Annotated in this window: 21 protein-coding genes and 2 riboswitches; of the genes, 11 read left to right on the top strand and 10 right to left on the bottom strand. The window is 42.1% G+C overall.

Features of this window, described 5'->3' with window-relative positions; genetic code table 11:
• Positions 1–149: 149 nt before the first annotated feature.
• The 4 genes from I6N90_RS10715 (at position 150) to I6N90_RS10700 (ending at position 5,371) form a co-directional block, all read left to right on the top strand.
• Positions 150–1,565, top strand: coding sequence for an FAD-binding oxidoreductase (locus I6N90_RS10715; RefSeq protein ID WP_197935495.1), 1,416 nt, complete (start codon positions 150–152; stop codon positions 1,563–1,565).
• Positions 1,558–2,928, top strand: a complete 1,371-nt coding sequence (locus tag I6N90_RS10710; protein WP_197935494.1) for a (Fe-S)-binding protein — start codon at positions 1,558–1,560, stop codon at positions 2,926–2,928. The genes I6N90_RS10715 and I6N90_RS10710 overlap by 8 nt, the downstream gene beginning before the upstream one ends.
• Positions 2,929–3,104: 176 nt before the next feature.
• Positions 3,105–3,254: riboswitch (cyclic di-AMP (ydaO/yuaA leader) on the top strand.
• Between the two features lie 102 nt (positions 3,255–3,356).
• Entirely contained in the window at positions 3,357–4,019 is a 663-nt protein-coding gene (locus I6N90_RS10705) for a potassium channel family protein (protein WP_197935493.1), read from the top strand.
• A gap of 11 nt (positions 4,020–4,030) precedes the next feature.
• Positions 4,031–5,371 carry a TrkH family potassium uptake protein gene (locus I6N90_RS10700; protein ID WP_197935492.1) on the top strand — a complete coding sequence of 447 codons (1,341 nt, stop codon included), beginning with the start codon at positions 4,031–4,033 and terminating at the stop codon, positions 5,369–5,371.
• 44 nt (positions 5,372–5,415) lie between these two features.
• On the opposite strand, the gene nagZ is transcribed toward I6N90_RS10700, so the two are convergent.
• Entirely contained in the window at positions 5,416–6,705 is a 1,290-nt protein-coding gene (gene nagZ, locus I6N90_RS10695; RefSeq protein WP_197935491.1) for a beta-N-acetylhexosaminidase, read from the bottom strand.
• Between the two features lie 183 nt (positions 6,706–6,888).
• Positions 6,889–7,695 carry a UTP--glucose-1-phosphate uridylyltransferase gene (locus I6N90_RS10690; protein WP_232242851.1) on the bottom strand — a complete coding sequence of 269 codons (807 nt, stop codon included), beginning with the start codon at positions 7,693–7,695 and terminating at the stop codon, positions 6,889–6,891.
• A gap of 209 nt (positions 7,696–7,904) precedes the next feature.
• Here I6N90_RS10690 and I6N90_RS10685 point away from each other — a divergent pair, with 209 nt between their 5' ends.
• Positions 7,905–9,188, top strand: coding sequence for a UDP-glucose dehydrogenase family protein (locus I6N90_RS10685; protein ID WP_197935490.1), 1,284 nt, complete (start codon positions 7,905–7,907; stop codon positions 9,186–9,188).
• Positions 9,185–10,135 carry an NAD-dependent epimerase/dehydratase family protein gene (locus I6N90_RS10680; protein WP_197935489.1) on the top strand — a complete coding sequence of 317 codons (951 nt, stop codon included), beginning with the start codon at positions 9,185–9,187 and terminating at the stop codon, positions 10,133–10,135. The genes I6N90_RS10685 and I6N90_RS10680 overlap by 4 nt, the downstream gene beginning before the upstream one ends.
• A 274-nt stretch (positions 10,136–10,409) precedes the next feature.
• On the opposite strand, the gene I6N90_RS10675 is transcribed toward I6N90_RS10680, so the two are convergent.
• From I6N90_RS10675 to I6N90_RS10645, 7 genes are all read right to left on the bottom strand, one after another.
• Positions 10,410–11,351, bottom strand: coding sequence for a ribose-phosphate diphosphokinase (locus I6N90_RS10675; RefSeq protein WP_197935488.1), 942 nt, complete (start codon positions 11,349–11,351; stop codon positions 10,410–10,412).
• A gap of 28 nt (positions 11,352–11,379) precedes the next feature.
• Positions 11,380–12,570, bottom strand: a complete 1,191-nt coding sequence (gene fabV / locus I6N90_RS10670; RefSeq protein WP_197935487.1) for an enoyl-ACP reductase FabV — start codon at positions 12,568–12,570, stop codon at positions 11,380–11,382.
• Between the two features lie 144 nt (positions 12,571–12,714).
• On the bottom strand, positions 12,715–12,924 hold the full coding sequence (locus tag I6N90_RS10665) for an alpha/beta-type small acid-soluble spore protein (protein WP_197935486.1): 210 nt from the start codon (positions 12,922–12,924) through the stop codon (positions 12,715–12,717).
• A gap of 95 nt (positions 12,925–13,019) precedes the next feature.
• Entirely contained in the window at positions 13,020–13,505 is a 486-nt protein-coding gene (locus I6N90_RS10660) for a C40 family peptidase (protein WP_197935485.1), read from the bottom strand.
• 149 nt (positions 13,506–13,654) lie between these two features.
• Positions 13,655–15,814, bottom strand: coding sequence for a DUF2325 domain-containing protein (locus tag I6N90_RS10655; protein WP_197935484.1), 2,160 nt, complete (start codon positions 15,812–15,814; stop codon positions 13,655–13,657).
• Between the two features lie 121 nt (positions 15,815–15,935).
• On the bottom strand, positions 15,936–16,763 hold the full coding sequence (locus I6N90_RS10650) for an aldo/keto reductase (protein WP_197935483.1): 828 nt from the start codon (positions 16,761–16,763) through the stop codon (positions 15,936–15,938).
• A gap of 29 nt (positions 16,764–16,792) precedes the next feature.
• Complete coding sequence (locus tag I6N90_RS10645; protein ID WP_197935482.1) at positions 16,793–17,959, bottom strand: iron-containing alcohol dehydrogenase; 1,167 nt, start codon at positions 17,957–17,959, stop codon at positions 16,793–16,795.
• A gap of 181 nt (positions 17,960–18,140) precedes the next feature.
• On the opposite strand from I6N90_RS10645, the gene I6N90_RS10640 reads away from it, so the two are divergent.
• Positions 18,141–19,043 carry an ArsR/SmtB family transcription factor gene (locus tag I6N90_RS10640; protein ID WP_197935481.1) on the top strand — a complete coding sequence of 301 codons (903 nt, stop codon included), beginning with the start codon at positions 18,141–18,143 and terminating at the stop codon, positions 19,041–19,043.
• Positions 19,044–19,152: 109 nt separating this feature from the next.
• Here the strand turns inward: I6N90_RS10640 and I6N90_RS10635 are convergent, their stop codons facing one another.
• A complete protein-coding gene (locus I6N90_RS10635) occupies positions 19,153–20,067 on the bottom strand; it encodes a J domain-containing protein (protein ID WP_197935480.1) in 915 nt (304 codons plus the stop codon).
• 204 nt (positions 20,068–20,271) lie between these two features.
• Between I6N90_RS10635 and I6N90_RS10630 the strand changes: the two genes are divergently transcribed.
• From I6N90_RS10630 to queE, 4 genes are all read left to right on the top strand, one after another.
• Positions 20,272–20,787 (top strand): hypothetical protein, encoded by a 516-nt coding sequence (locus I6N90_RS10630; RefSeq protein WP_197935479.1) that lies wholly within the window; start codon positions 20,272–20,274, stop codon positions 20,785–20,787.
• A 114-nt stretch (positions 20,788–20,901) separates the two neighbouring features.
• A riboswitch (PreQ1 riboswitch) is annotated at positions 20,902–20,945 on the top strand.
• Between the two features lie 148 nt (positions 20,946–21,093).
• The gene (gene queC, locus I6N90_RS10625; RefSeq protein ID WP_197935478.1) at positions 21,094–21,765 is read left to right on the top strand and encodes a 7-cyano-7-deazaguanine synthase QueC; all 672 of its coding nucleotides are present in this window, start codon (positions 21,094–21,096) and stop codon (positions 21,763–21,765) included.
• Positions 21,765–22,211: a 6-carboxytetrahydropterin synthase QueD gene (queD, locus tag I6N90_RS10620; protein WP_197935477.1), complete on the top strand. Its 447-nt coding sequence runs from the start codon at positions 21,765–21,767 to the stop codon at positions 22,209–22,211. Before queC ends, queD begins: the two co-directional genes overlap by 1 nt.
• Positions 22,204–22,935 (top strand): 7-carboxy-7-deazaguanine synthase QueE, encoded by a 732-nt coding sequence (queE, locus tag I6N90_RS10615; protein WP_197935476.1) that lies wholly within the window; start codon positions 22,204–22,206, stop codon positions 22,933–22,935. Before queD ends, queE begins: the two co-directional genes overlap by 8 nt.
• Positions 22,936–22,967 lie beyond the last annotated feature (32 nt).

Genomic DNA, 22,967 nt, shown 5'->3' with positions numbered 1-22,967 from the left:
TAAATTCTCCTGCTTTCTTAATAAGAAGACTCTGTATTTTAGTATAAGCATAAGCTATAATAAATGAAAAGTCATCTGATGACCTGATCACTATTTAAAAATTTATCATTATTGCACATTCATCTTAATTCTACTTGCTGGAGGTAATTATGCTTAATACTGAAGTTACAGCAAAGCTGCGAGCAATTGTTGGCAACAAGCGCTACCGAGACGATAAAGAAGCATTAGTTGCGCATTCGTATGATGGGACACCTATGTTGCAGTCATTGCCAGATGGTGTTATTTATCCTTCTTCAACTCAAGAAGTTTCCGATATTATGAAAGTGCTTCATGATTACAAAATTCCACTTGTAAGCAGGGGATCAGGATCTAATCTATGCGGTGGAACCGTTCCTGCTTATGGCGGAGTCGTTATGGTTATGCATCGCATGAATAACATACTAGAAGTAGATATGGAAAATTTGACTGCAACTGTACAGCCAGGTCTCATTACTGCAGAAATGATCGCTCATATAGAAGAACTGGGACTGTTCTATCCACCAGATCCAAGCAGCATGAAAATTAGTACAATTGGCGGGAATATTGCGGAATGCTCCGGCGGTCTTCGTGGCCTTAAATATGGTACAACAAAAGATTATGTCATCGGACTAGAGGCAGTGCTTGCAAACGGCAGCATTATCCGTACAGGTGGTAAACTGATGAAGGATGTGGCAGGTTACGATTTAACGAAGCTGTTAGTTGGGTCAGAGGGAACTCTAGCAATCATTACGGAGGCTACCCTTAAGCTCATTCCTCCACCAAGAGCGAAAAAAACGATGGTTGCGATGTATCGTGATTTGTATGGTGCTGCAAGAACGGTATCGCGTATTATTGAAGCGCGCATCATACCAGCTACGCTTGAGTTTATGGATAATCCAACCATTCGTGTTGTGGATGACTTTGCGAAGTTAGGTCTACCGCTTGATATGGAAGCTATTCTCCTCATTGAGCAAGACGGTGAACCTGAGACGGTAGAACGAGACATTGAGCGAATCCGTGAAATATGTGCTTTAGAATCGGCAGATCGAATTGACGTTGCAGAGAGTAGAGAGGAAGCGGAGAAACTTCTTACCGCTCGAAGAAGCGCCTTTACTGCACTTGCCCGACTTCGTCCTACAACAATATTGGAAGATGCGACTGTGCCTCGATCACGGATCGCTGATATGGTTCTCCGTATTAACGAAATTGCTAAAAAGTACAATGTTACGATTGCAACATTTGGCCATGCAGGCGACGGCAATCTTCATCCTACTGCGACAACCGATGCTAGAGATGCGGAAGAGATTCACCGCGTTGAGTTAGCTTTTGCTGAAATATTCGAAGCATCAATTGAGCTTGGTGGAACAATTACAGGAGAGCATGGTGTAGGCATTGTAAAAGCACCTTATTTGGAATGGAAAGTGGGGGAGCCAGGAATGGAAGTTATGCGCGGTATTAAAGCTGCATTTGATCCGTACAACTTGCTTAACCCCGGCAAAATCTTCGCCAAAGAAACGAAAAAAAGGGTGGTTCTGCAGCATGGCTAATTCAAATGTGATGACTAAACCGAATATCCAGCATTCGAATCCTTTAGCCCAGTCGTTGTTAAAAAAGCTGGATTACGATCAACTCACAAATTGTATGCGTTGCGGCTTCTGCTTGCCTGCTTGCCCAACTTTCCGTGAGACTGGCCTTGAACCAGAATCGCCGCGTGGACGCATCGCACTTATGAAAGCAGTTGCCGACGGACTGATGGACCCTGATCAAGCATTTCAAGACCAGATGAACCATTGTCTAGGCTGCCGAGCATGCGAACCCGTTTGCCCAGCCGATGTGAAGTACGGGCAATTGATCGAGCAAGCAAGAGATGCGATAGAAGATCATGCCGTGCATAGTGTTCCGGTTAAGGGACTTCGGAAGCTTATCTTTAGTGGTATTTTTCCAAAACGTAGTAACATGAAGATGCTTGGCGGCTCGCTCGCCTTTTATCAACAATCTGGCTTGCAGAAATTAGCAAGAGGTACAGGTGTTATGCGCTTGTTTCCTCAGCACTTAAGGGAAATGGAAAGTATTTTACCCGAATCGACATCGAAAGGTGTTGTGGAGCAGTTAGGCACTTTTTACCCAGCTAAAGGAGAGGCCATTGCGCGAGTGGCATTGTTCAGAGGCTGTATTATGGACGTTATGTTTGCCGGAACAAATGTGAATACGGTGAAGCTGTTGTCAGAAGCAGGCTTTGAAGTCGTTATTCCAAAAGCGCAAGTATGCTGTGGAGCACTCCATGCACATAGCGGTGAGATGGATCAAGCGAGGTCGCTAGCAAAGACAAACATCGATGTATTTAAAAGAGCAGGTATTGATTATATAGCCTCAAATGCAGGTGGATGTGGAGCATTACTCGTTGAATATGACCATTTATTGCATGAGGATGAAAGTATACAAACTCGTGACGATGCTCGCTGGTTTGCGGAGCGGGTCATCGATGTAAGCAAGTTAATTGTAGATAAGGGACGTATTCCTGCATTTGCAGAGAATAAGGATACAGGTGGGAATGTGTCAATTACGTATCAAGATTCTTGTCATTTACGGAACGTAATGAAGAGTTCTGCTCAGCCAAGACAATTAATGCGAAGTGTTGGGGGGACGACATTTATAGAAATGAAGGAATCGGATCGTTGCTGCGGCTCTGCGGGTACATACAATGTACTTCAGCCCGAGATGGCAGGGCAATTACTGGAGCATAAGATGGAACATGCAACGAATACAAAAGCTACCTTTATGTTGACAAGTAATCCGGGCTGCCTACTGCAAATGAAGCTTGGAATAGAACAACATAAGCCGCCTTTCAAAATGGAAGCACAACATATCGTAGATTTCTTGTATGAACGTATTGTATCAGACTCGAATTAATTTTTTTGCAAATAAATGACGATAATCGACAAGAAACATGGAGAATCAACGATTGAGTGATAGAACGATGAATGTAAGCGTTTTATTATTCGCATTTTAAACGAATTCAGCCTTAAGTTGACGGTAATGAACTTTTACATTTGATTTATAAAGGAGTAGCATATGTCTATAACTGAATAAACGAAACGCTGAGTCATCCGTAAGATGAGCGGGGGAACCATCGCGACGAACAGTCGTCGCAGGGGTGAATCCATAATTAGTATGGTAGGGAAATCTCGATTCCCGAATCCGACAGCTAACTCCGTAAGCGTTATTCGAGAGATGAAGTGTGACCACTCGTGTTCAATTCGACCACAGAGATCCTTTTCTCTGTGGTTTTTTGCTGTGCATTTATCTGTATTTACTAGAAGAAAAGAGGCTGTACAAGGATGAAAAAGCAATTTGTAGTTATAGGATTAGGTAGGTTCGGAGGCAGCGTGACGAAGACGCTTATATCACTAGGCTACGAAGTTATGGGAATTGACAAAGACGAGCGTAGAGTCCAAGAGTACGCTTCAATTCTAACGCATGTATATCAAGGCGACTCAACAGATGACCAAGTCATGCGAGAGCTTGGAATAAGAAATATGGATCATGCGATTGTCGCGATAGGCGAAGATCTTCAGTCGAGTATACTGACTACACTTATTTTAAAAGACATGGGTGTGAAGTTCGTTACAGCAAAAGCGACTAGCGACTATCACCAACGAGTTCTTGAAGGAGTAGGTGCGGATCACATCGTCCATCCTGAGCGGGATACAGGTGTACGGGTAGCTCATCAAGTCACATCAAAAAATATGATTGAATATTTAGAGCTATCTCCTGAGTACAGCTTAGTAGAAATTATTGCCCCAGAAACATTTGGACGGAAGACGCTAAAGACGTTAGATTTTCGGGCGAAGTTTGGCTGCAGTGTGATGGCTATTCGTAGAACGAACAATGAACTTGTTGTATCTCCTCATGCAGATGAGATTATTTTCGAAGGTGACATGCTTGTAATCATAGGGAAAAATACCGACATTGCACGCTTCGAGCGAACATTCGAAGATTAGGAGGATTGGGAATGCCGTTTGCGACCATTAAGAAAACGAAGCTTAATCCTCATCAATTAACCGCTATTGGTTTTGCTATTATTATTTTAATCGGTGGTTTATTGCTTGCTCTTCCTATTTCCTCGACGAGTGGAGCATCTATCGGTATTCTCGATGCCTTATTTACGTCAACATCTGCCGTATGTGTTACGGGACTAGTCGTGCTTGATACGGGACAAGACTTTACTCTGTTTGGTCAACTTATTATTATGCTGTTGATCCAAATAGGTGGGATGGGGTTTATGACGTACGGTGTCATAATAGCTTTGATTCTTGGTAAACGAATTGGACTCAAGCAACGTGTTTTTCTTCAGGAATCAACAAAGTCGTCTTCGATACAAGGACTAGTTAAACTAGTACTAAGTATCTTTTTTATTACACTAACATTTGAGGCAGTAGGTGCCCTGATTTTATGGTTAAGATGGATACCTGATTTAGGCCTTGGTCAAGCTGCTTATTATGCTGTATTTCATTCGGTTTCATCATTTAATAATGCTGGGTTCGGATTATGGTCAGACAGCTTAGTCCGATATGTAGGTGACCCGATTGTTAATATTGTTATTTCAATGTTGTATATTGCCGGCGGTATCGGGTTTATGGTTATTGTAGACATATACAGGAAACGTAGATGGAGCAAATTTGCTCTACATACGAAGATTGTTCTTTTAATATCCACGCTACTATCTGTCGGTGGGTTTATTATCATCTTTATTCTTGAACTGTTTAATCCAGCAGTGTTTGGACATTTAACGCTTAGTGAACAGTTGTGGGCCGCGTATTTCCAAAGTACGACGACACGGACAGCAGGATTCAACTCTATTGATCTTGCAGGAATGTTAACAGCGTCACAGTTTCTTATGGTGTTTCTTATGTTTATCGGTGCTTCTTCGGGATCAACGGGCGGCGGTATTAAAACGAATACGTTTATGGTCCTCTTAGTTGCTATGTACAGTAATATTAGAGGGCGCAGTCAGGTTCATATTTTTAAACGTAAAATTAGCAATGAACTTGTGTTAAGCGCATTATCGGTCATTATGATTTCACTTAGTCTTGTATTAGTCGTTTCATTTATTTTGACGATTACGGAACCCGGACAACAATTTATCGATCTACTGTTCGAAGCGACATCTGCATTTGCTACAGTGGGTATGTCGCTAGGCATCACACCAGAATTGTCTCCTGTTGGGAAAGCTATTATTATATTCACGATGTTTGCAGGACGTCTTGGTCCGCTTACACTTGCTTTTGCCCTTGCGAACAAGCAACGTGATAGTAAGATCGGCTACCCGGAGGAAAAAGTACTTATTGGTTAGAAACGCAAACAAACATCCACACTCAGACGAGTAGTGGATGTTTGTTATTTGCCGAGGGCATATTCTATGAAGTTGTTTACTTCCTGAACATTTATTTCCTCAATCGGTCTATTATTGACTTTATATTTTTCTTTGAGAGCAAGTAGTCGATATACACTCTCATCGAGACGCTCTTCTGAAATTTCTCCGCTCTGGACACTTTTATGTAGTGCATCCAACACCTCGCGTTGAAGTGTATCCATATGACCGACAATAATAAGATCACTTCCCGCCAAAATTGTTTTGACGGCTGCTTCTCCGATATTATTTGTATTTATTAATCCACCCATTGTCATATCATCAGTGACGACTACACCGTTAAACCCGAGTTTCTCTCTTAACAAATCAGTAATAACCGGTTTAGAAATAGAAGCAGGATTTTGGTCATCTAACTGAATCATTAAGAGATGGGCGATCATAATTGCATCGGTATCTGCTTCAATCGCTTTAACAAATGGAAGTAGTTCAAATTGTTCGAGTTCTGTAAGTGATTTGTTAACTAGCGGCAAGTCATAGTGAGAATCTACTCCTGTGTCGCCATGTCCTGGGAAATGTTTGACGACTGCGGCAACTTCTTGCGACGTTATTCCTTGCATCATCGCTAACCCATGTGTGATAACCGTTTCAGCATCTGAACCAAATGAACGATCACCAATGACCGGGTTTTTTGGATTACTATTTATATCAAGTACAGGTGCAAAATTCATATTAAACCCGAGAGCATGAAGTTTATTGCCAAGTGCTTGTCCAACTTTATACGTGTAAGCAGCATCATCAGTGGCGCCGATCTTACCAGCAGACGGAGTTTTAATGAATTCGTTCGGCAATCGGCGAACTCTTCCCCCTTCTTGATCAACACTTAACCATAATGGTACAGCATTAATTTCGTTCGCTTCCTTAAGCTCATTAAGGAGTGCTAACGTTTGATCTGGATTTGCTATATTATCTTTGAACAAAATAAAACCGCCGACCTTATAGTTTTCGATCAAATCTCGAGTAATGGGTTGCATCGATTTTCCGTTTAACCCAACAATGACGAGTTGGCCAATCTTTTCTTCTACACTCATGCCATCAAGTATCGCTTGTATGTGGTTTGTGTAAGAAGTAGTTGGAGTAACATTTTCGTCAAGGTTCACTTTGGAAGGTGGTTCGGAATGAGTGTTGTTAATTGTGTAAGTTGTGTTAGTGGGAGTAGATTTTTCTGAGGTGGATGTTTGTATATTGTCACTACTACAATTAGTAAGCACAAACAAACATAAAAAAACAACGATTATGAGGGGGACTTTCTTGCGCATTTATATTTCCTCCATCGTATTAACGTATACCTTATTGTAATTGGTGGGAGCTATACGGTCAAACGATAGGTTTTATTACGTTATTATAGGAACCTATGAGCAGGAATAAGTTTTTGTAGAAATCGAATTCCTGCTTTTTGGCGTAGCTCGAAGTAGTCATACCATTCCATTTTCATTTCCTATTTACAAATTCATATGGATCGCTTGTTGCTGAATCTTTAAATAATCCAGATCGATACTTGTGTCGTACCAGCGCTCCTTATACGCATACCCGATCATTCCACTAGTGGAACAAATCTTACTCAATGCATCGGTCAATTGTATTTCTCCACCTTGCCCAGGTCTTGTCTCTTTCAGTAATTCGAATATTTCAGATTTAAGGATGTATCTTCCCATTAGGGCAAGGTTCGAAGGCGGATTGATTTCTGGTTTCTCAACAATAGATTCTATATCGAAAACCCGTTGTTTAATTCTTTTTGCCGAAACAACACCGTAGTTCTTTAACAGTTCTGTTTTGACATGTTGCAATCCTATTACATTAGTTGAGAAGTTATCGAACGTTTTTATTAGTGGGATAAGCATCGACGTTCGCTGAAGACTCACTTGATCTGGGAGTAGCACAGCAAACGGCTCGTTTCCAGCAAATGATTGACCAAGCAACACGGCATGTCCTAGCCCGAGCGCTTCATGTTGGCGGATATAATGAATACGGACTTTGGGCGGAGTTATCTTTGGTATAAGATAATCTTTACCTCTAGCGGATAGGATACATTCCAATTCGATAGAACGATCGAAATAATTCATAATCTCATTTTTATTGCGAGAAAGAACGATTAATATTTCCTCGATTCCTGCCAGTATAGCTTCTTCCACAATATATTCTATGGTTGGTCGCCCAGCAATAGGGAACATTTCCTTTGGAATCGATTTGGTGACTGGTAAATTACGGATGCCATACCCTGCGGCTGGAATGATGGCTCTATGAATCATTATTATCACCTCACATAATAGGATTCCTATAGATATATTATATTGCTCATTTCGCAAATGAAGCCTGTCAGCTCGCAAAAGGGGCAGTTGTACTACTACAAATAAAAAAGTTTTGTAAAGGTTACTATGCGAATAGCCGTTTCCCTTTTGCCCGTCGCCGCACAAGATAGTGTAGCGAATAGAGGTAATGAAAAGAGGGATGCAACTTTATGAATATTTGTATTGTAGGCGCAGGATATGTGGGCTTAACTACTGCTGCTGTATTATCTCAGCTTGGGCATAGTGTTGTTTGTGTAGATCGCGACAAGGGGAAAATTTCGTTGTTGAACAGCGGTATTATCCCGATATTTGAACCTGGCTTGAATGAGTTAATCGAAAATAATAGGAATGAGAATCGACTACTTTTTAGTTCAGAGGTTGAAGAACATTTGGAGAAAAATGAAGTCATTATGATTGCGGTAGGCACACCATCCGCTTCAGACGGAACTGCGGATCTCGTCTATGTAAAAAGTGTACTGCTTACAATAAGTGAAGTTATTCGAACGTATAAAACGATCATTCTAAAAAGTACAGTTCCGCCTGGGACAGGGAATTGGGCTGTTCGTTTTCTACTAGATAAGGGACTTTCTTCGGATGTATTTGATATTGTTTCTAATCCTGAGTTTTTAAGAGAAGGGACTGCAATATTTGATTCGCTGCACCCTGATCGAATGGTTATCGGGGCGACCAACGAAATCGCTATAGAGAGAGTCCGTGAGCTTTATGCGGGCATTCAGACGGAGACACTAATTACTGGAAGAACAGAAGCGGAAATGATTAAATACGGCTCGAATGCGTTTCTTGCAACGAAGCTGTCATTCATTAATGAACTCGCTAGAATATGTGATGTTTATGACGCCGATATAACAAAAGTATCGGTTGGTATTGGTATGGACAGTAGAATCGGAGGTAAGTTTTTTCAGGCGGGGATTGGTTATGGAGGGTCGTGTTTGCCTAAAGATGTCAATGCACTTATCGGAGCAGCAGCTACTAAAGCATTACCGCTTAATTTACTTCATACGGTAGCTGAGATTAATGACTCACAGCTTGATGTATATGTTGAAAAGCTGGAGAGAGTTATTGGTTCTTTAAATGAGAATTCTCATATTGCTGTGTGGGGAGCTACCTTTAAGGAAAATACGGATGATATCCGTTACTCTCAAGCGATTGCATTTATGGAGAGGCTTGCCGCGAGGGGATGCCAAATAACTGCTTACGACCCGCTCGTTGCTCCACAGATTGTTGGTGTGAGCTGGAGTGATACAGCGATGAGAGCAGTACAAGATGTGGATGCGCTTATTGTCGCGACAGGCTGGCAAGAGTTCCTTCAAGGAGATTGGAAAGAAGTAAAAGGAGTTATGAGAGGGAATGTCGTTATGGACGGACGGAATGTACTTGATCGAATTGCGATCGAGCAAGAAGGTCTACGTTATGTTGGGGTGGGTCGCCCATGAAAATTGTAGTGACAGGAGCAGCGGGATTTATCGGTTCTCATCTTTGTGAAACGTTGCTAAATAATCCTAACTATGAAGTTATCGGGATAGATGGACTCATACGTGAAGAGATAGAACAAATCAGAACTCGTCATTTGGAAAAAAGTTTTACTAATAGTCGCTTTACATTCATACAGGATAATTTGGCTAATGTGAAGTGGGAGGAGCTACTTGCGGATGTCGACATTGTTTATCACTTAGCCGGCATCCCAGGAGTACGTAATAGTTGGGGAGCAGATTTTGCAAACTATGTGCACAACAATATCGATATAACACAACAATTGCTTGAAGCTTGTGTAGGGAAAAATATTAAAAAGTTTGTTTTTATATCTACTTCGTCGGTTTATGGAGACACAGTTGGGATGGTTTCAGAAAATGCGTTGCCATCCCCATTGTCGCCTTATGGTGTGACTAAGCTAACAGGAGAGCAACTTTGCCGCGTCTATTGGCGGAACGAAGGGGTCCCCATCGTTATTTTACGTTATTTTACCGTATATGGTCCAAGGCAACGATCTGATATGGCATTCCATCGATTCATTCGTCAACTATTATTGGATCAACCAATTACGTTATATGGGGACGGACTCCAGTCACGGGACTTCACATATGTTAAAGATTGTGTGACAGCAACAGCCGCCGTCACTGAAGCACAGGACGTGATTGGAGAGACGATTAACATCGGAGGGAAAGAACGCTCTACGATTATAGATGTAATAGTTACACTTGAGAAGTTGGCAGGTAAAGAAGCTAATATTTCACGGATAGGTGGATTGAAGGGAGAACCTCTTCATACATGGGCTAATATTGCTAAGGCAGAGTCTCTACTCGGGTATCAACCACGTGTTAGCTTGGAAGAGGGGCTTCAGCTAGAAATTGATTATATGAGACGGTATCTTTTTAATAGTTAGTATCAGGGGAGTAGTCTATGATAATAAATATATACAGTAATTACTAAAAAAGGGGTGCGGGAGAGCATCTGTAGAAGAAATTTGTTACTCATTGTTTTTTTAGTTTTTAGTTTGTTCAGCATTGGTTGTTCGTCTAAGGAAAAAGCATTAAACAATTTATTACCTATAGAACCGAACAAATTTAATAGGACGCTCAGGACATTGGATTATAAAAAGAGGGTCAGCCGATAGTCAAATTAGATGACTATCGGCTGATCCTTTTTGTGTTTTTCGTTTATTCTGATTTAAACAATGTTGCGATAGAGCCGCCTTCGGTAATGATTTTGATAGCAGCGCCTAGCAATGGTGCCATCGGTAGAACGACGAACTTATCGGGGCTATCTTGTCTAAGAGCGATCGTGTCCGTAATAACAACCTCTTGAATGTTTTTGTGGTTAAGCTTCTCAACGGCATTCTCGGAAAATAATCCGTGAGTTGCGCAGATGAAAGCATCTTCTGCTCCACGTTTCTTAAGGCCTTCTACCACGTTAACGATCGTACTGCCTGTATCGATCAAGTCCTCGATAATAATTGGCGTCATACCTTCAACTTCACCAATAATATGTGTAATCTTGGATTGGTTATGGGCAGGGCGGTTTTTGATCATAATCGCAAAAGGACAATCGAGTAAGCCAGCCAGTTTCTCTGCTGTCGTAGCTCGTCCAGCATCAGGCGATACGACAACTGGATTTTTGATGTCCTTTTTTCTGAGATAATCAATGATCAAATCCAAAGCAGTTAAATGATCAACCGTAATATTGAAGAATCCTTGGATTGGATCAGCATGCAAATCAACAGAAATGATGCGGCTTGCACCAACTGTCGTCAATATATCTGCTACCATCTTAGCGGAAATAGGTTCCCTTGGTGCAGATTTACGCTCTTGACGAGCATAGCCGTAATAAGGCATTACAATATTGATCGATTTAGCAGAAGCACGTTTTGCCGCATCAATCATGACGAGCAATTCTACTAAATGTTCATTCACAGGGCTAGACAACGATTGCACTAAAAAAATATCACAATTTCGAAGTGACTCTTCATAGGATACATGAATTTCACCGCTTTGAAGACGAGAAATGGCGATTTTGCCCAATGGCAGATTGAGTTGCTTACATACATTTGTAGCTAATGGCTCATTGGATGAACCAGAAAAAACCTTAATCTTTGTTGGCATAATGCCCTCCATTTCTTGCACTTGTATCTTATCGTAAATTTGAAATAGCTACGTCAGGATTAGTATCTGCTTCATAATCGATTCCGTCTGTTTCGAAGCCGAACAGTTGGAAAAATTCACGGCGATAGCCTACTAGATCAGATAGCTCATATACGTTTTCAGTAGTCAATTCAGCCCATAGCTTAGCAACTTCTGCTTGAATTTCAGGACGCATTTCCCAATCGTCGACACGGATAAGTCCTTTTTCATCAACAAGCGTTTCACCTTCGCCGTAAAGTCTTTCAGCAAATAAGCGGTACATTTGCTCGATACAGCCCTCGTGAATACCTTGCTCTTTCATTACTTTATAAAGAGCAGAAATATAAAGAGGTACTACTGGAATAGCTGAGCTTGATTGTGTAACAAGTGCTTTATTCACGGATACAAATGCACGTCCGCCATTTGTAGCTAGTCCAGCATTCAGGCGTTTCGCTGTAGCTTCTAGATCGTTTTTGGCTGCGCCGATCGTTCCTTCGCGGTAAACAGCATGTGTTATTTCAGGACCGATATAGGAATAAGCAACCGTTGTTGCTCCTTCAGCCAGCACACCTGCGCTTTGAAGTTCGTCGATCCACATTTGCCAGTCTTCTCCGCCCATAACAGCAATCGTTTGACGTAGTTCATCTTCAGTTGCTGGTTCGATCGTTGCAGTTGATACTTCACCACTATGGAAGTTAACTGTTTTGTTTGAATACGTTCCACCAAGTGGCTTGATAACGGAGGAGAATACTTCACCCGTCTTTGGATGTACGCGGCGTGGAGAAGCAACGCTGTAAATCACCAAATCGATTTGACCAAGCTCTGTACGTATAAGATCAATCGTTTTTGTTTTGATTTCATCGGAGAACGCATCGCCAACGATGCTATACGATTTACGGCCAGCTTCTGCAGCAGCTTTTTCAAATGCAGCAGAGTTGTACCAGCCTGCGGATGCAGTACGTACACCTTCAGCAGCTTTGTCAAAATAAACGCCAACTGTGTTTGCTCCAGCACCGAATGAGGAGACTATACGTGATGCAAGACCGTAGCCTGTTGAAGCACCAACAACGAGTACGTTGCGTGGTCCTTGAATGGCAGGCTTACTAGTTACATAATCAATTTGACGCTGTACTTGACTTGCGCAGCCTTCTGGGTGTGCAGTTGTACAAATAAAGCCGCGAGTTTTAGGTTGAATATTCATATTTGGGATATTCCTTTCTCTAATAAAGTGACAAGGATCTATGTATCTTAAATAACTCTATCCCATTTTACCGATATTTGCGAACAAATGAAAGGAAAAATGAAAAAAGAGAACGCGGAAGCGCTCTCTTTTAGCCCAAATCATTTAACGATTGCCAGTAAGCTGTTGCTCGGCAATCTGGACGAGCCTGCGTGTAATATTTCCGCCAATAGTACCTATTTCCCGAGTCGTCATATTACCGTAATAGCCGTCTTGCGGGAGTTGGATGCCTAATTCACTAGCAATTTCATATTTCAGCTGCTCAAGTGCTGCTCGCGCTTGTGGTACAAGAAGTTGATTTGTTCTATTTGCCATCTATGTTAGCCTCCTTCTTGAGGCTATTATGCTGCAAGTGGATCGGAATTATTCGCTAGCTCATCCGTTATTTACCGATGATGGAAATTCCGAAACTATTTTATAACTCGACGTGCAGTTACATATTTGTTTTTCCAATAGGTTGAATTCATGTTGGCGATAGAAACACCTTTACTGCTTGCGCTATGTATAATCTGATTGTTTCCTGCGTAGATAGCTACGTGGCTAATCGATTTTCCATTCGTTTTGTAGAAAACGAGATCGCCTGTACTGAGTGCGTTTTTCTCGACTTTTTTCCCCATACTTGCTTGAGCTGCAGACGTACGGGGAAGCCAAATGTTAAAACGCTTAAACATATATTGTGTAAATGAGGAGCAGTCGAATGCACTTGTGCTTCCTGGCTGAGCGCCATATAGATAAGGTGTTCCTATGTATTCTTTGCTTGATTCAATAAGATCAATTGATGCAGGTGTAGCTGCTTGAACGTTGTCATTAGCTGCTCCGAATGTAATGGCTGACCAGACAATAGCACTGCAAGTACTCACTTTTACGATTTGTTTTAATAGGCTTATGTTTTTCATGGTGTAAGGTTATCCTTTTCGTTTTCGTTTTATGTGTACCCACTATATCACATGCAAAAACAGCCTATTTCCGTATATGAGAGCAATAATGCAGACGTAATCACAGCAAATGAGCATTTATGAGAAATTAATGAAAAAATATTAATAAATTAATGACGGTTTGCGCTTTTGATTAACTCTCGATTGTCCCATAGCAACATACGGAGATTTGATTTCGACCCTTGAATAACAAAATGAGGGATTCCGTGTGCTTTAGCAATTTCAATACTTTCCCATGTGGCACGATGAGAGGTAGAAGAAATAAGAAGGAAAAGCGCTTGAGACCGTTTCAAATCGGAGTGAATGCGCTCAGGATGTTCACCGTTTTCATGAACGAGTTCTGCACCGCATTCTAACACAACCTCTTCAAACCATTTGCGAAGTCCGCCTACAATAGTAACGCTGCTGCCACGAAGGAAAGGTTCAATCTTAGTTTTCTGAGTAGCTTCGTTTCTTTTGTCTCTATTTTGTCTGTATCGAGATGGTTCAAGTTCAGCGGGATGTGCACTCTTATCCTGAACGGTTGAACTAGTATTTGTATTAAGTCGATAAAGTTTCGTTAAGCGAGCAATATGCCCTCCATCAAAAACGTTGAACGTACAAGGGTCACCGTGAGCGGGCTTTTGAATTTCGATATCTTTGTAATGAATATGGAAGCGGTTGTTCGCATCATTCATATCGACGCAATACCAGTTACCATCCTTCTCTAGCGAAATATATCCGTCAAACTGTTGGACAGGAGAGTACGAGTCATCACCTTGGAAGAGCAATTGCACTTCATAATAAAAGGATGTTCCATTATGTTTGATAGGTGTACACAGAACTTCCGCTTCATGTTGTAATTCATGTTGATAAACGAGCGATTCTGTAATGTTGAACGTAATATCATTTTCTAGTTTAATGAAACCACCATGGTCCCGCCGATAGAATGTTCCATTTAAAGGGGTGGCTATCTCTTCAGGTCGCTGGGGTGGTGGTGAAACTCCCTTATTACTTTTTTGGGCAGTTGTAGCCTTTGCACTCGTACCCAATCCTGCATCAGAGCTTTGGTTGTCAGCAAGCGGTTCCTTGCTCTTATGTTGTGTGGTGTCGTGCTCTGGTGGTTGCTCAGCTAGGATATCTAGAGCCTGATAGTCTTCAAGTGCATCAGCTAGATCCAATGCTTTCCGAATGCGCGCGCGTGCTAATCCGAAGCGGCTATCTGTCGCATTGATTTGTGTGGAGGCGATCTTTTCAATTTCTTGATAGAGACAAAGCTTTAAATTAGTAACTAGCTCATTCTGATCATTCATCTTTTCTTTAATGTTTGCAATGGATTGCTTTAAAAAAGCTTTGTCCTTATTGTGATAAAATAATTCCTTCGTGTGAGATTCGATCGTGCTCTCAAGTTGATTTTGTTTGTTGTTAAGTGAGCGAATCGTGCTCAGGAACATCTGTCGTTCTGTCAGCCAAGCATCTTGCTCCTGCTTCCAACGACGATCACGTTCTTGCTGAAGATCTGTTAATTTCACGTTTTTTGCTTCGGCAAGTGCGATTTCTTTTGCGCGCCGCTCTAAAGCTAAGTTTAGTCGATCGAGCTCTTCCGTTTTCATGCGCAACTGCTTGTTTCGTAGCACAAGATCTTGTTCTAACAGTTGCCGATGAGCCGTCTCTTTAGCGTACAAACCTTCAAGACGTGTTATTTTTTTCTTTTGTTTGTTTTGTTCCGCATCTTTAGGGGGATCAGCTGTGATTGCGGATTCTACGAGTAGTGTATCTTCGTTTAGAGGAGCATTTTTCCGTTCTGAAAGCCGCTTTGTTTCTTCAGTCCAACGCTCGTCGTTATCGTCTTTTTCAACATGGAAATAAATAGTCCAATAAAACGTCCAAAAGCCATGTTTTGCGATACGCTGTTCCTGTTCTTCTAATAGTGTGGTAAATGATTCTTCCTCATCTTGGGATAAGTTTGGGATCGTATGAAGGATGGCGAGTAGAAGCCTGCGCTTGGCAGCCATATCTTTGTGAGCCTGAATAACACTTGTTCGGAACATCTTTACGAACAGCATCTCTGGCCACTTACGTAATTCGCGTTTTGCAAATGGGAATTCAAGAGCTAACGCCATCGTTAGCTTATCTTTTTCGTCCAGCTCCTTAACATATAGAAGAATCATTTTATCCGGCAAGGGAAGCTTCGATAAACGTTCTAGTATTGTTCGGTACTCGTCCATCCCTTTTGTCCATTCCACTGAATCAACTAGACCCGCAATTCGGGCTCTCATTTTCATATTCAAGTTCACTCCCCCTTTCGAACGTAATGGTATAAATACTTTTCGACAAGAGGGAGCTCGAATCCTGCGCGGATTTTAAAATAATGGTAAAATGACCCATTAAAGTTAAGCGCGACAGATGCTGTTAGAAGTTGAAATTGTCAGGATCTGGGCCGAAGCGCTTATTTTGATTGAGAGAATGGATACGTGAGACTTCATCCTGTGTTAGCTCGAAGTCAAAGATATCTCCATTTTCCTTCAAACGTGCAACGTTAGTCGTTTTCGGAATAGTAACAACTTCATTTTGTAAATCCCAACGAAGAACGATCTGAGCTGGTGATTTGCCGTATTTAGCACCAATCTCAGCAAGAACACTTTCATCGAGATTACCTTGCATAAGTGGGCTCCAAGCCATTAATTGAATATTATTGGCTTTGCTAAAAGCATGTAGTTCCTGTTGCGTAAGTAGTGGGTGATATTCCACTTGATTGACCATCGGTACAATTTCGCTCGAAGCGATTAAATCTTGCAGATGGTGAATTTGGAAGTTGCTCACACCGATTGCGCGTGCTTTACCATCACGGTAAATTTGCTCCATTGCACGCCATGTATCTTTATATTTATCCTTTACAGGCCAGTGGATGAGTAAAAGATCGACGTAGTCCATCTGAAGCTTGGATAGGCTTTCCTCGAATGCTGCGAGCGTCGACTCGTAACCTTGGTTTGCATTCCATATTTTCGTCGTTACGAAAAGATCTTCCCGAGCTACGCCGCTACTCTGTATGCCAGCACCAACGCCACTCTCGTTTTGATAAGCTGCAGCAGTATCAATACTTCTGTAACCTAAATCAATAGCTGCTTTAACTGTATTTTCCGCTTCGCCGTCGTCTTTTACTTTCCAAACGCCTAGACCGAACCATGGCATCTTTACACCGTTACTAAGTACTGTGCTTTCTGTTAATGCGACTGTCATAACAAATTCTCCTCTCGAATGGGCAGCGATTATAGAGACATACGCAATATTTCAAGAACATCGTTTTTCTCAAGTGTTTTGAAGGAACCTATCGCACTGTAACGAACGGCTTCTTCCGCCATACGATCCAATTGCTCTTCACCAATGCCGAAGTCTGCAAGTGTCGATTCAGCTCCGATTCTTGTGAAGAAATCTCGGGTAGCTTCAATGCCTGCCAAAGCAAGTTCATCTTCTGTCTTTCCTGCAGCATCAATTCCCCATACACGAGTGGCATATTGAGCGAATCGATCTACACGCTCTTTATATACATATTTCATCCAGTTCGGGAAGATGACTGCTAGTCCCGCTCCATGTGGAATATCATAAATTGCACTGACTTCATGCTCAATACCGTGAGATGCCCAGTCATTAACCATGCCAAGACTAATTTGACCGCCGTTAAGCGCCATCGTCCCACACCACATGAGGTTAGCACGGGCTGCTTTATCGTTTGGATTAACGAGCGCAGGCTCAATATTTTCAATGACCGTCTGTAATATGGATTCACAGAAGCGTTCTTGAAGAGGCGTGTTTTCCGTTAAGCTGAAATATTGCTCAAACACATGCGACATAATGTCTACGGAGCCATATACCGTATGATTGCGGGGTACCGTATAAGTTAGTTCTGGATCAAGAATCGAAAATGTAGGGAACAGATGAGAACTGCCAGCTCCTCTTTTTAATTTCTCTTCCCAATGGGAGATAACTGTATTTCCGTTCATTTCTGAACCAGTAGCTGCTAGTGTAAGAACGGTACCGATCGGCAGTGCTTGTTTAATAGAAGCTTTGCCCGTAAAGAAGTCCCAAACATCGCCATCATACAATGCGCCTGCTGCAATCGCTTTGGCTGCGTCGATTACACTGCCTCCGCCGACAGCAAGAATAAACTCGATGCCTTGTGTACGGCAAATATCGATTCCTTTATTGACAGTCGTGAGCCTCGGATTCGGCTCAATGCCAGCCAGCTCATGTACAGTTACATTAGATGCAGATAATTGTTTGCGAACGAGATCGTATAATCCCGTCGATTTAATGCTGCCACCTCCGTAAACAAGAAGAATGGACTTTCCATAGTGGGCAGTTAGCTCACCAATACGACTAATTGTACCTTCGCCAAAAACGATTCGGGTTGGATTATGAAATTGAAAGTTATTCATCATTTACCTCCTTGCATTTAGTTAACTAAAAAGATAATTTAATATCATTTTAGTTATGCATGCGCGATTAATTTTAGTGAAAATGACCCACTATGTCAAGTTTACACCTCTGTATTGAAACATTAACTTCTAGGTTATATAATATGCGATATGTGAGTTTTCGAATAGAAGGGGAGCACGTATGGATATTGAAGTAAACACGCGTAATATGAAGTTTTTGGAATGTTTTTCGTCACATACGCGCGTGAGGATTATAGAATTGTTGGATGATAAACCTATGAATATTAAAAGTTTGTCTGAAGCACTAGACATAAAGTCTCCCATCGTAACGAGACATGTACATATGCTTGAGGAAGCTGGAATTGTCCGCTCAGAAACGATGCCAGGCAAACGAGGTATGCAAAAAATGTGCTTCCTCCATCTCTCTCATGCTACGCTCCTTTTTAGGGGCAATCCTTCCAAGGAGAAGCATAATCGCTATGATGTTTCCGTTCCGGTGGGGGCTTATTCACACTATGAGGTGAAGCCTACTTGCGGCCTTGCATCATCTACCGGGATGATCGGGATGTGCGACGATCCTAGATATTTTGCAGATCCTGAGCATGTCCATGCAAAAGTAATCTGGTTTAGTTCCGGATATGTGGAGTATCGCATTCCGAATTATATGGTCAATAATGAGCGGCCGGAATCGCTTGAAATTGCACTTGAGTTATGTTCGGAGACGCCATGTACGGTTAGTCATCTTCCTTCTGATATCGTATTTTCGATTAATGGAAGGGAAGTAGGGACATGGACGTATCCGGGAGATTTTGGAGGTAGTCGCGGCTTGTATACGCCGGAATGGTGGTACAAAAATGTTACGTACGGACTAATGAAATCGATCCGAATTACTCGTGATGGCTCATTTATTGATGGGATCAAAGTGTCGGGAGTTACAATTGATGAAATAGAGCTAGCTTATGATAAAGAGATTATGTTCCGAATAAGTTGTAGCACGACAGCGAAAAACTGTGGTGGCGTCACTCTCTTTGGCAAAGGCTTTGGTAACTACAATCAAGATATAGAAGTTACGCTAAGATGTTAATAGTTCCTACTTTTTGAGAACGATTCGAATGAAAAAGAGGCAAGCTTACTCGCATTACGTCACACGGACATTGTGTCCACGTCTCGGTCTGCAGAGAGCTTGCCTTTTATTATTGCGACGGTAATGTTTCTAAATACTTTTTAATGAACTGAATCGCTTTTTCCGGGTTATTGGCATTGGCATGTACACCTACAATAAGATCTGACTTAAGAAGACGCAGGTCTTTGCTGAGTTGTGTACCACTAAGATCAAAGCCGTAAATACGTTCCTGAGTGTCGCCCTCAACAGTAAGCTTACGTGCTTGTTCTCCTGCAAGCCATGGAGCTAGTTCCGACTGTCCTTCCAGATCGAGAAGTGCGCTTTGCCCACCGATCCAATCGAACATTTTTTTGTCCATCAAGATGACATCATGGACTTCCGACATCAATGTTACCATTGCTTTCTGCAAATAGGCATACGCGTTTAAATCTTCCCCGGGGACGTATATAATGGATGATTCTATACGTTTCCATTCAGGGAACGACTTCAGCATTGAGGCAGATACTGCTTTAAGATCGGTTTCCCCTTCTGGCTGCATAAACATGCCGTAGAAAATAGTACTAACATCAACAGGAGGCAGGCTCGCCAAATATTTCTGTTCTTCGCGATGGTCGATATAGCCGACGATGGCATAAATAATAATTCCTATAAGTGCAACAACACCTAGAGTATGTAGCTTGTAATAGCGCCAGAAGTGATCTAGCTTCTGAGCTTTTCCAGCCATGTTTTTGTATTTCCCGTATTCTTTTTCATTGAACTCTTGCATAACTTTCTGATCTTCATGTGCCAATATGAATCGATAGGCTGCTGTAATGTGTTTGAATTGGTCTTCACTTTGCTCGCTTGAAGTGAGGTTGTTAGCTTCTAAATGTTTCGTTTTTGTTCGTTCTCGTCTTAAAAGCGTCATGTAGCGTTTCTCTACTTCGTCCTTTGTTGCAAATTCCTCAAGTCCCATTGTTTTATAGGCTTGTTTTAATTCGTCCACTGGTTCACCTCGATTAGATAAGAAGTTCTAGTAATCTACTATATGTATAAGTATACGGAAATCTACGGCTAACGCAAACTGTAGCAACCTTTGTGAATGACAAATTGGATTTGATGGATAGGTAAATGTTGGTTTAGAATAAAGCATATCCGGCTTAAGGCTTATCTTGTTTAGCCATCTAGCTTTTTAGAATGAGGTGTGTTCATGTTTGATCCTATCGTATTTGATAATTTAAAAGTAGCCTTTGAGAATCAGTTGTATGATTTGGATACACTAGATCGTACGATCGATATTATCGGGCGTAAAGATTTGCTTGATATGGCGGTTATGTCACGACAATTTATTTTATCCTTCCGTCTAGCTGGAGAAGAAGGTGTAACTGCAGATGTTGTGCTCAGCGCATCTTTAAAGGATATCGCTGCAGAAATATTGGAGCATCAGGGTGAGTCACCCGCTTGTGGGCTTACACTTCGTTTCTATATGAAAGTAACAGATGTGGAAGTACAGTGTGCAGCGATTGAACGGAGCATGTTGACCATTTGGCAACAGGAGCGTAAGCCAGTTCAGACACTTAGCCGCATTTTCGGAAGCGGGGATTCTTACTTTAACAACATCATTGAACTTCCATTTGATCGGAAAATTAATGAAGAGCAGATGGAAGATATCCCAGAACTGATCCAGCATATGCTGGAGACGTTAGCCGCACTACATGAGATATAAGGAATAACGGTGTTTGCATGAACTCTCTATTTCCATCATGTCTTAGCTGTGCTATAGTACGATAGAATAATTGAAAAGAAATCCGGCTTTGTTATGTCTTAGAGATGAATGTTGCCGGGAGAGGTTCGCGAACTCCCTCTATAAAAAACTAAAACGAAACGGTAGCCTGTATTCATATAGGCATCGTCGTTTTTGTGTTCGGCACGCGAAGGCTCTCTTTGAGCTACGCGTGCCGTTTCCTGTTTTATATGGATCAGACAGCTTGAGTGGAGCTCCGTCTTCTCAGACTTGAGAGGAGGATACATCATGGTAAAGCAAGAAAAAGCAGTGGTCGTATTCAGCGGTGGACAAGACAGTACAACATGTCTATTCTGGGCGATGGAACGATTCGCAGAGGTTGAGGCGATTACGTTCAACTATGGACAGCGCCATAAGCAAGAACTGGATTGTGCAGCGGAAATTGCAAGCGATCTAAATATTAAACATCATGTACTAGATATGTCTTTATTAAATCAATTAGCTCCTAATGCATTAACACGTGATGATATTGCGATAGAGGAGAAAGAAGGCGAACTTCCTACAACTTTCGTTGACGGACGGAATTTGCTTTTCTTAACTTTCGCAGCGGTGTTAGCCAAAGGGATCGGAGCTAAACATATAGTAACTGGTGTTTGCGAGACGGACTTCAGTGGTTACCCTGATTGCCGCGATGTGTTTGTTAAGTCGCTTAATGTAACACTCAATTTATCGATGGATTATCCATTTGTTATCGATACGCCGCTCATGTGGCTGAACAAGGCAGAAACATGGGCACTTGCCGATGATCTGGGCGCTTTCGACTTCGTCAGGGAACGTACGTTAACTTGTTATAACGGTGTGAAATCTGACGGCTGCGGTGATTGTCCCGCATGTAAGCTGCGGAGCAAAGGGCTTGAACAGTATGTTGCGGCTCGCAGCTTGAGAGGAGCGGGACTGTAATGCTTCAACAGATTTATCCGTCGGTGCAGCATGAGTATGAGTACGAACTAAATAAAGATTTTCATTTTGCGGCGGCGCATTATATTCCTTCAAGCGAAGCGGGCAAATGCCAACTGGTGCATGGACATACGTATTATGCGAATGTGACGGTAGCTGGAGACAAACTTGATGAAGCAGGTTTTCTTATTAACTTCGCGATTATTAAACGTCTTATCCACGATCGGTTTGACCATTCGTTGTTAAATGATGATAAAGAAAACTTCGATGACATATTGCCGGAGCGTTTTCCTACTACTGAGGTAGTTGCTAGAACGATTTACGAGCTTGTTCAGCAGCATTTGGATGGAATGGTTAATCGTCCACAATGTCTGCAAGTGTTTCTGCGCGAAACGCCGACAAGCTACTGTATTTACCGTCCGACGCGGAAGGCGGCTTCAAATGGCTAGCGCAAGAAAAATTCCTGTGATGGAAGTATTCGGGCCGACCGTTCAAGGTGAAGGAATGGTTATCGGACGTAAGACGATGTTCGTTCGAACTGCTGGCTGTGATTATCAATGTGTATGGTGTGATTCTGCATTCACTTGGGATGGCAGTGGGAAAGGCGATATTCGCTTGTTATCGGCACTTGAAGTTGTTGAAGAGCTTGAACGTGTTGGTGGCAAGTTCTTCGATCATGTCACGATTTCTGGCGGCAATCCGGCGCTTCTACCACAGCTCGGGGAGTTTATTTCTTTGCTGCACGAGCGTGGCATAGCAGTTGCGTTAGAGACGCAAGGAAGCCGATGGCAGCCTTGGTTTACCGACATTGACGATTTGACGTTATCCCCTAAGCCGCCAAGTTCAGGTATGACAACGGACTGGGATGTGCTTGATGATGTTGTTGCCAAGCTTCGCGAAGGTGGACGGAGCTTTTGCATAAAGACGGTTGTGTTTGATGAACGCGATCTAGACTATGCCCGCATCACGCATGCAAGGTATCCTGGTATTCCTTTTTACCTACAGGCAGGTAATGCCAATTTGACGGAGATGGAGCCTCGTCTCATGTTGCCATATCTGCTCGAGCGGTATGAGTGGTTAATCGAAAAAACGATGGCAGATGAAGAACTTCGGCGTGTACATGTGCTGCCTCAGCTTCATACATGGGTATGGGGCAACAAAAAAGGCGTATAACGATTGACGATATAACACCATTATTTTGAATA

The organism is Paenibacillus sp. GSMTC-2017 (assembly GCF_016019935.1).
Taxonomy (GTDB): Bacteria; Bacillota; Bacilli; order Paenibacillales; family Paenibacillaceae; genus Pristimantibacillus.
Note: the sequence above shows the minus strand (reverse complement) of the source record. Positions and strands in the feature narration are given on the sequence as shown.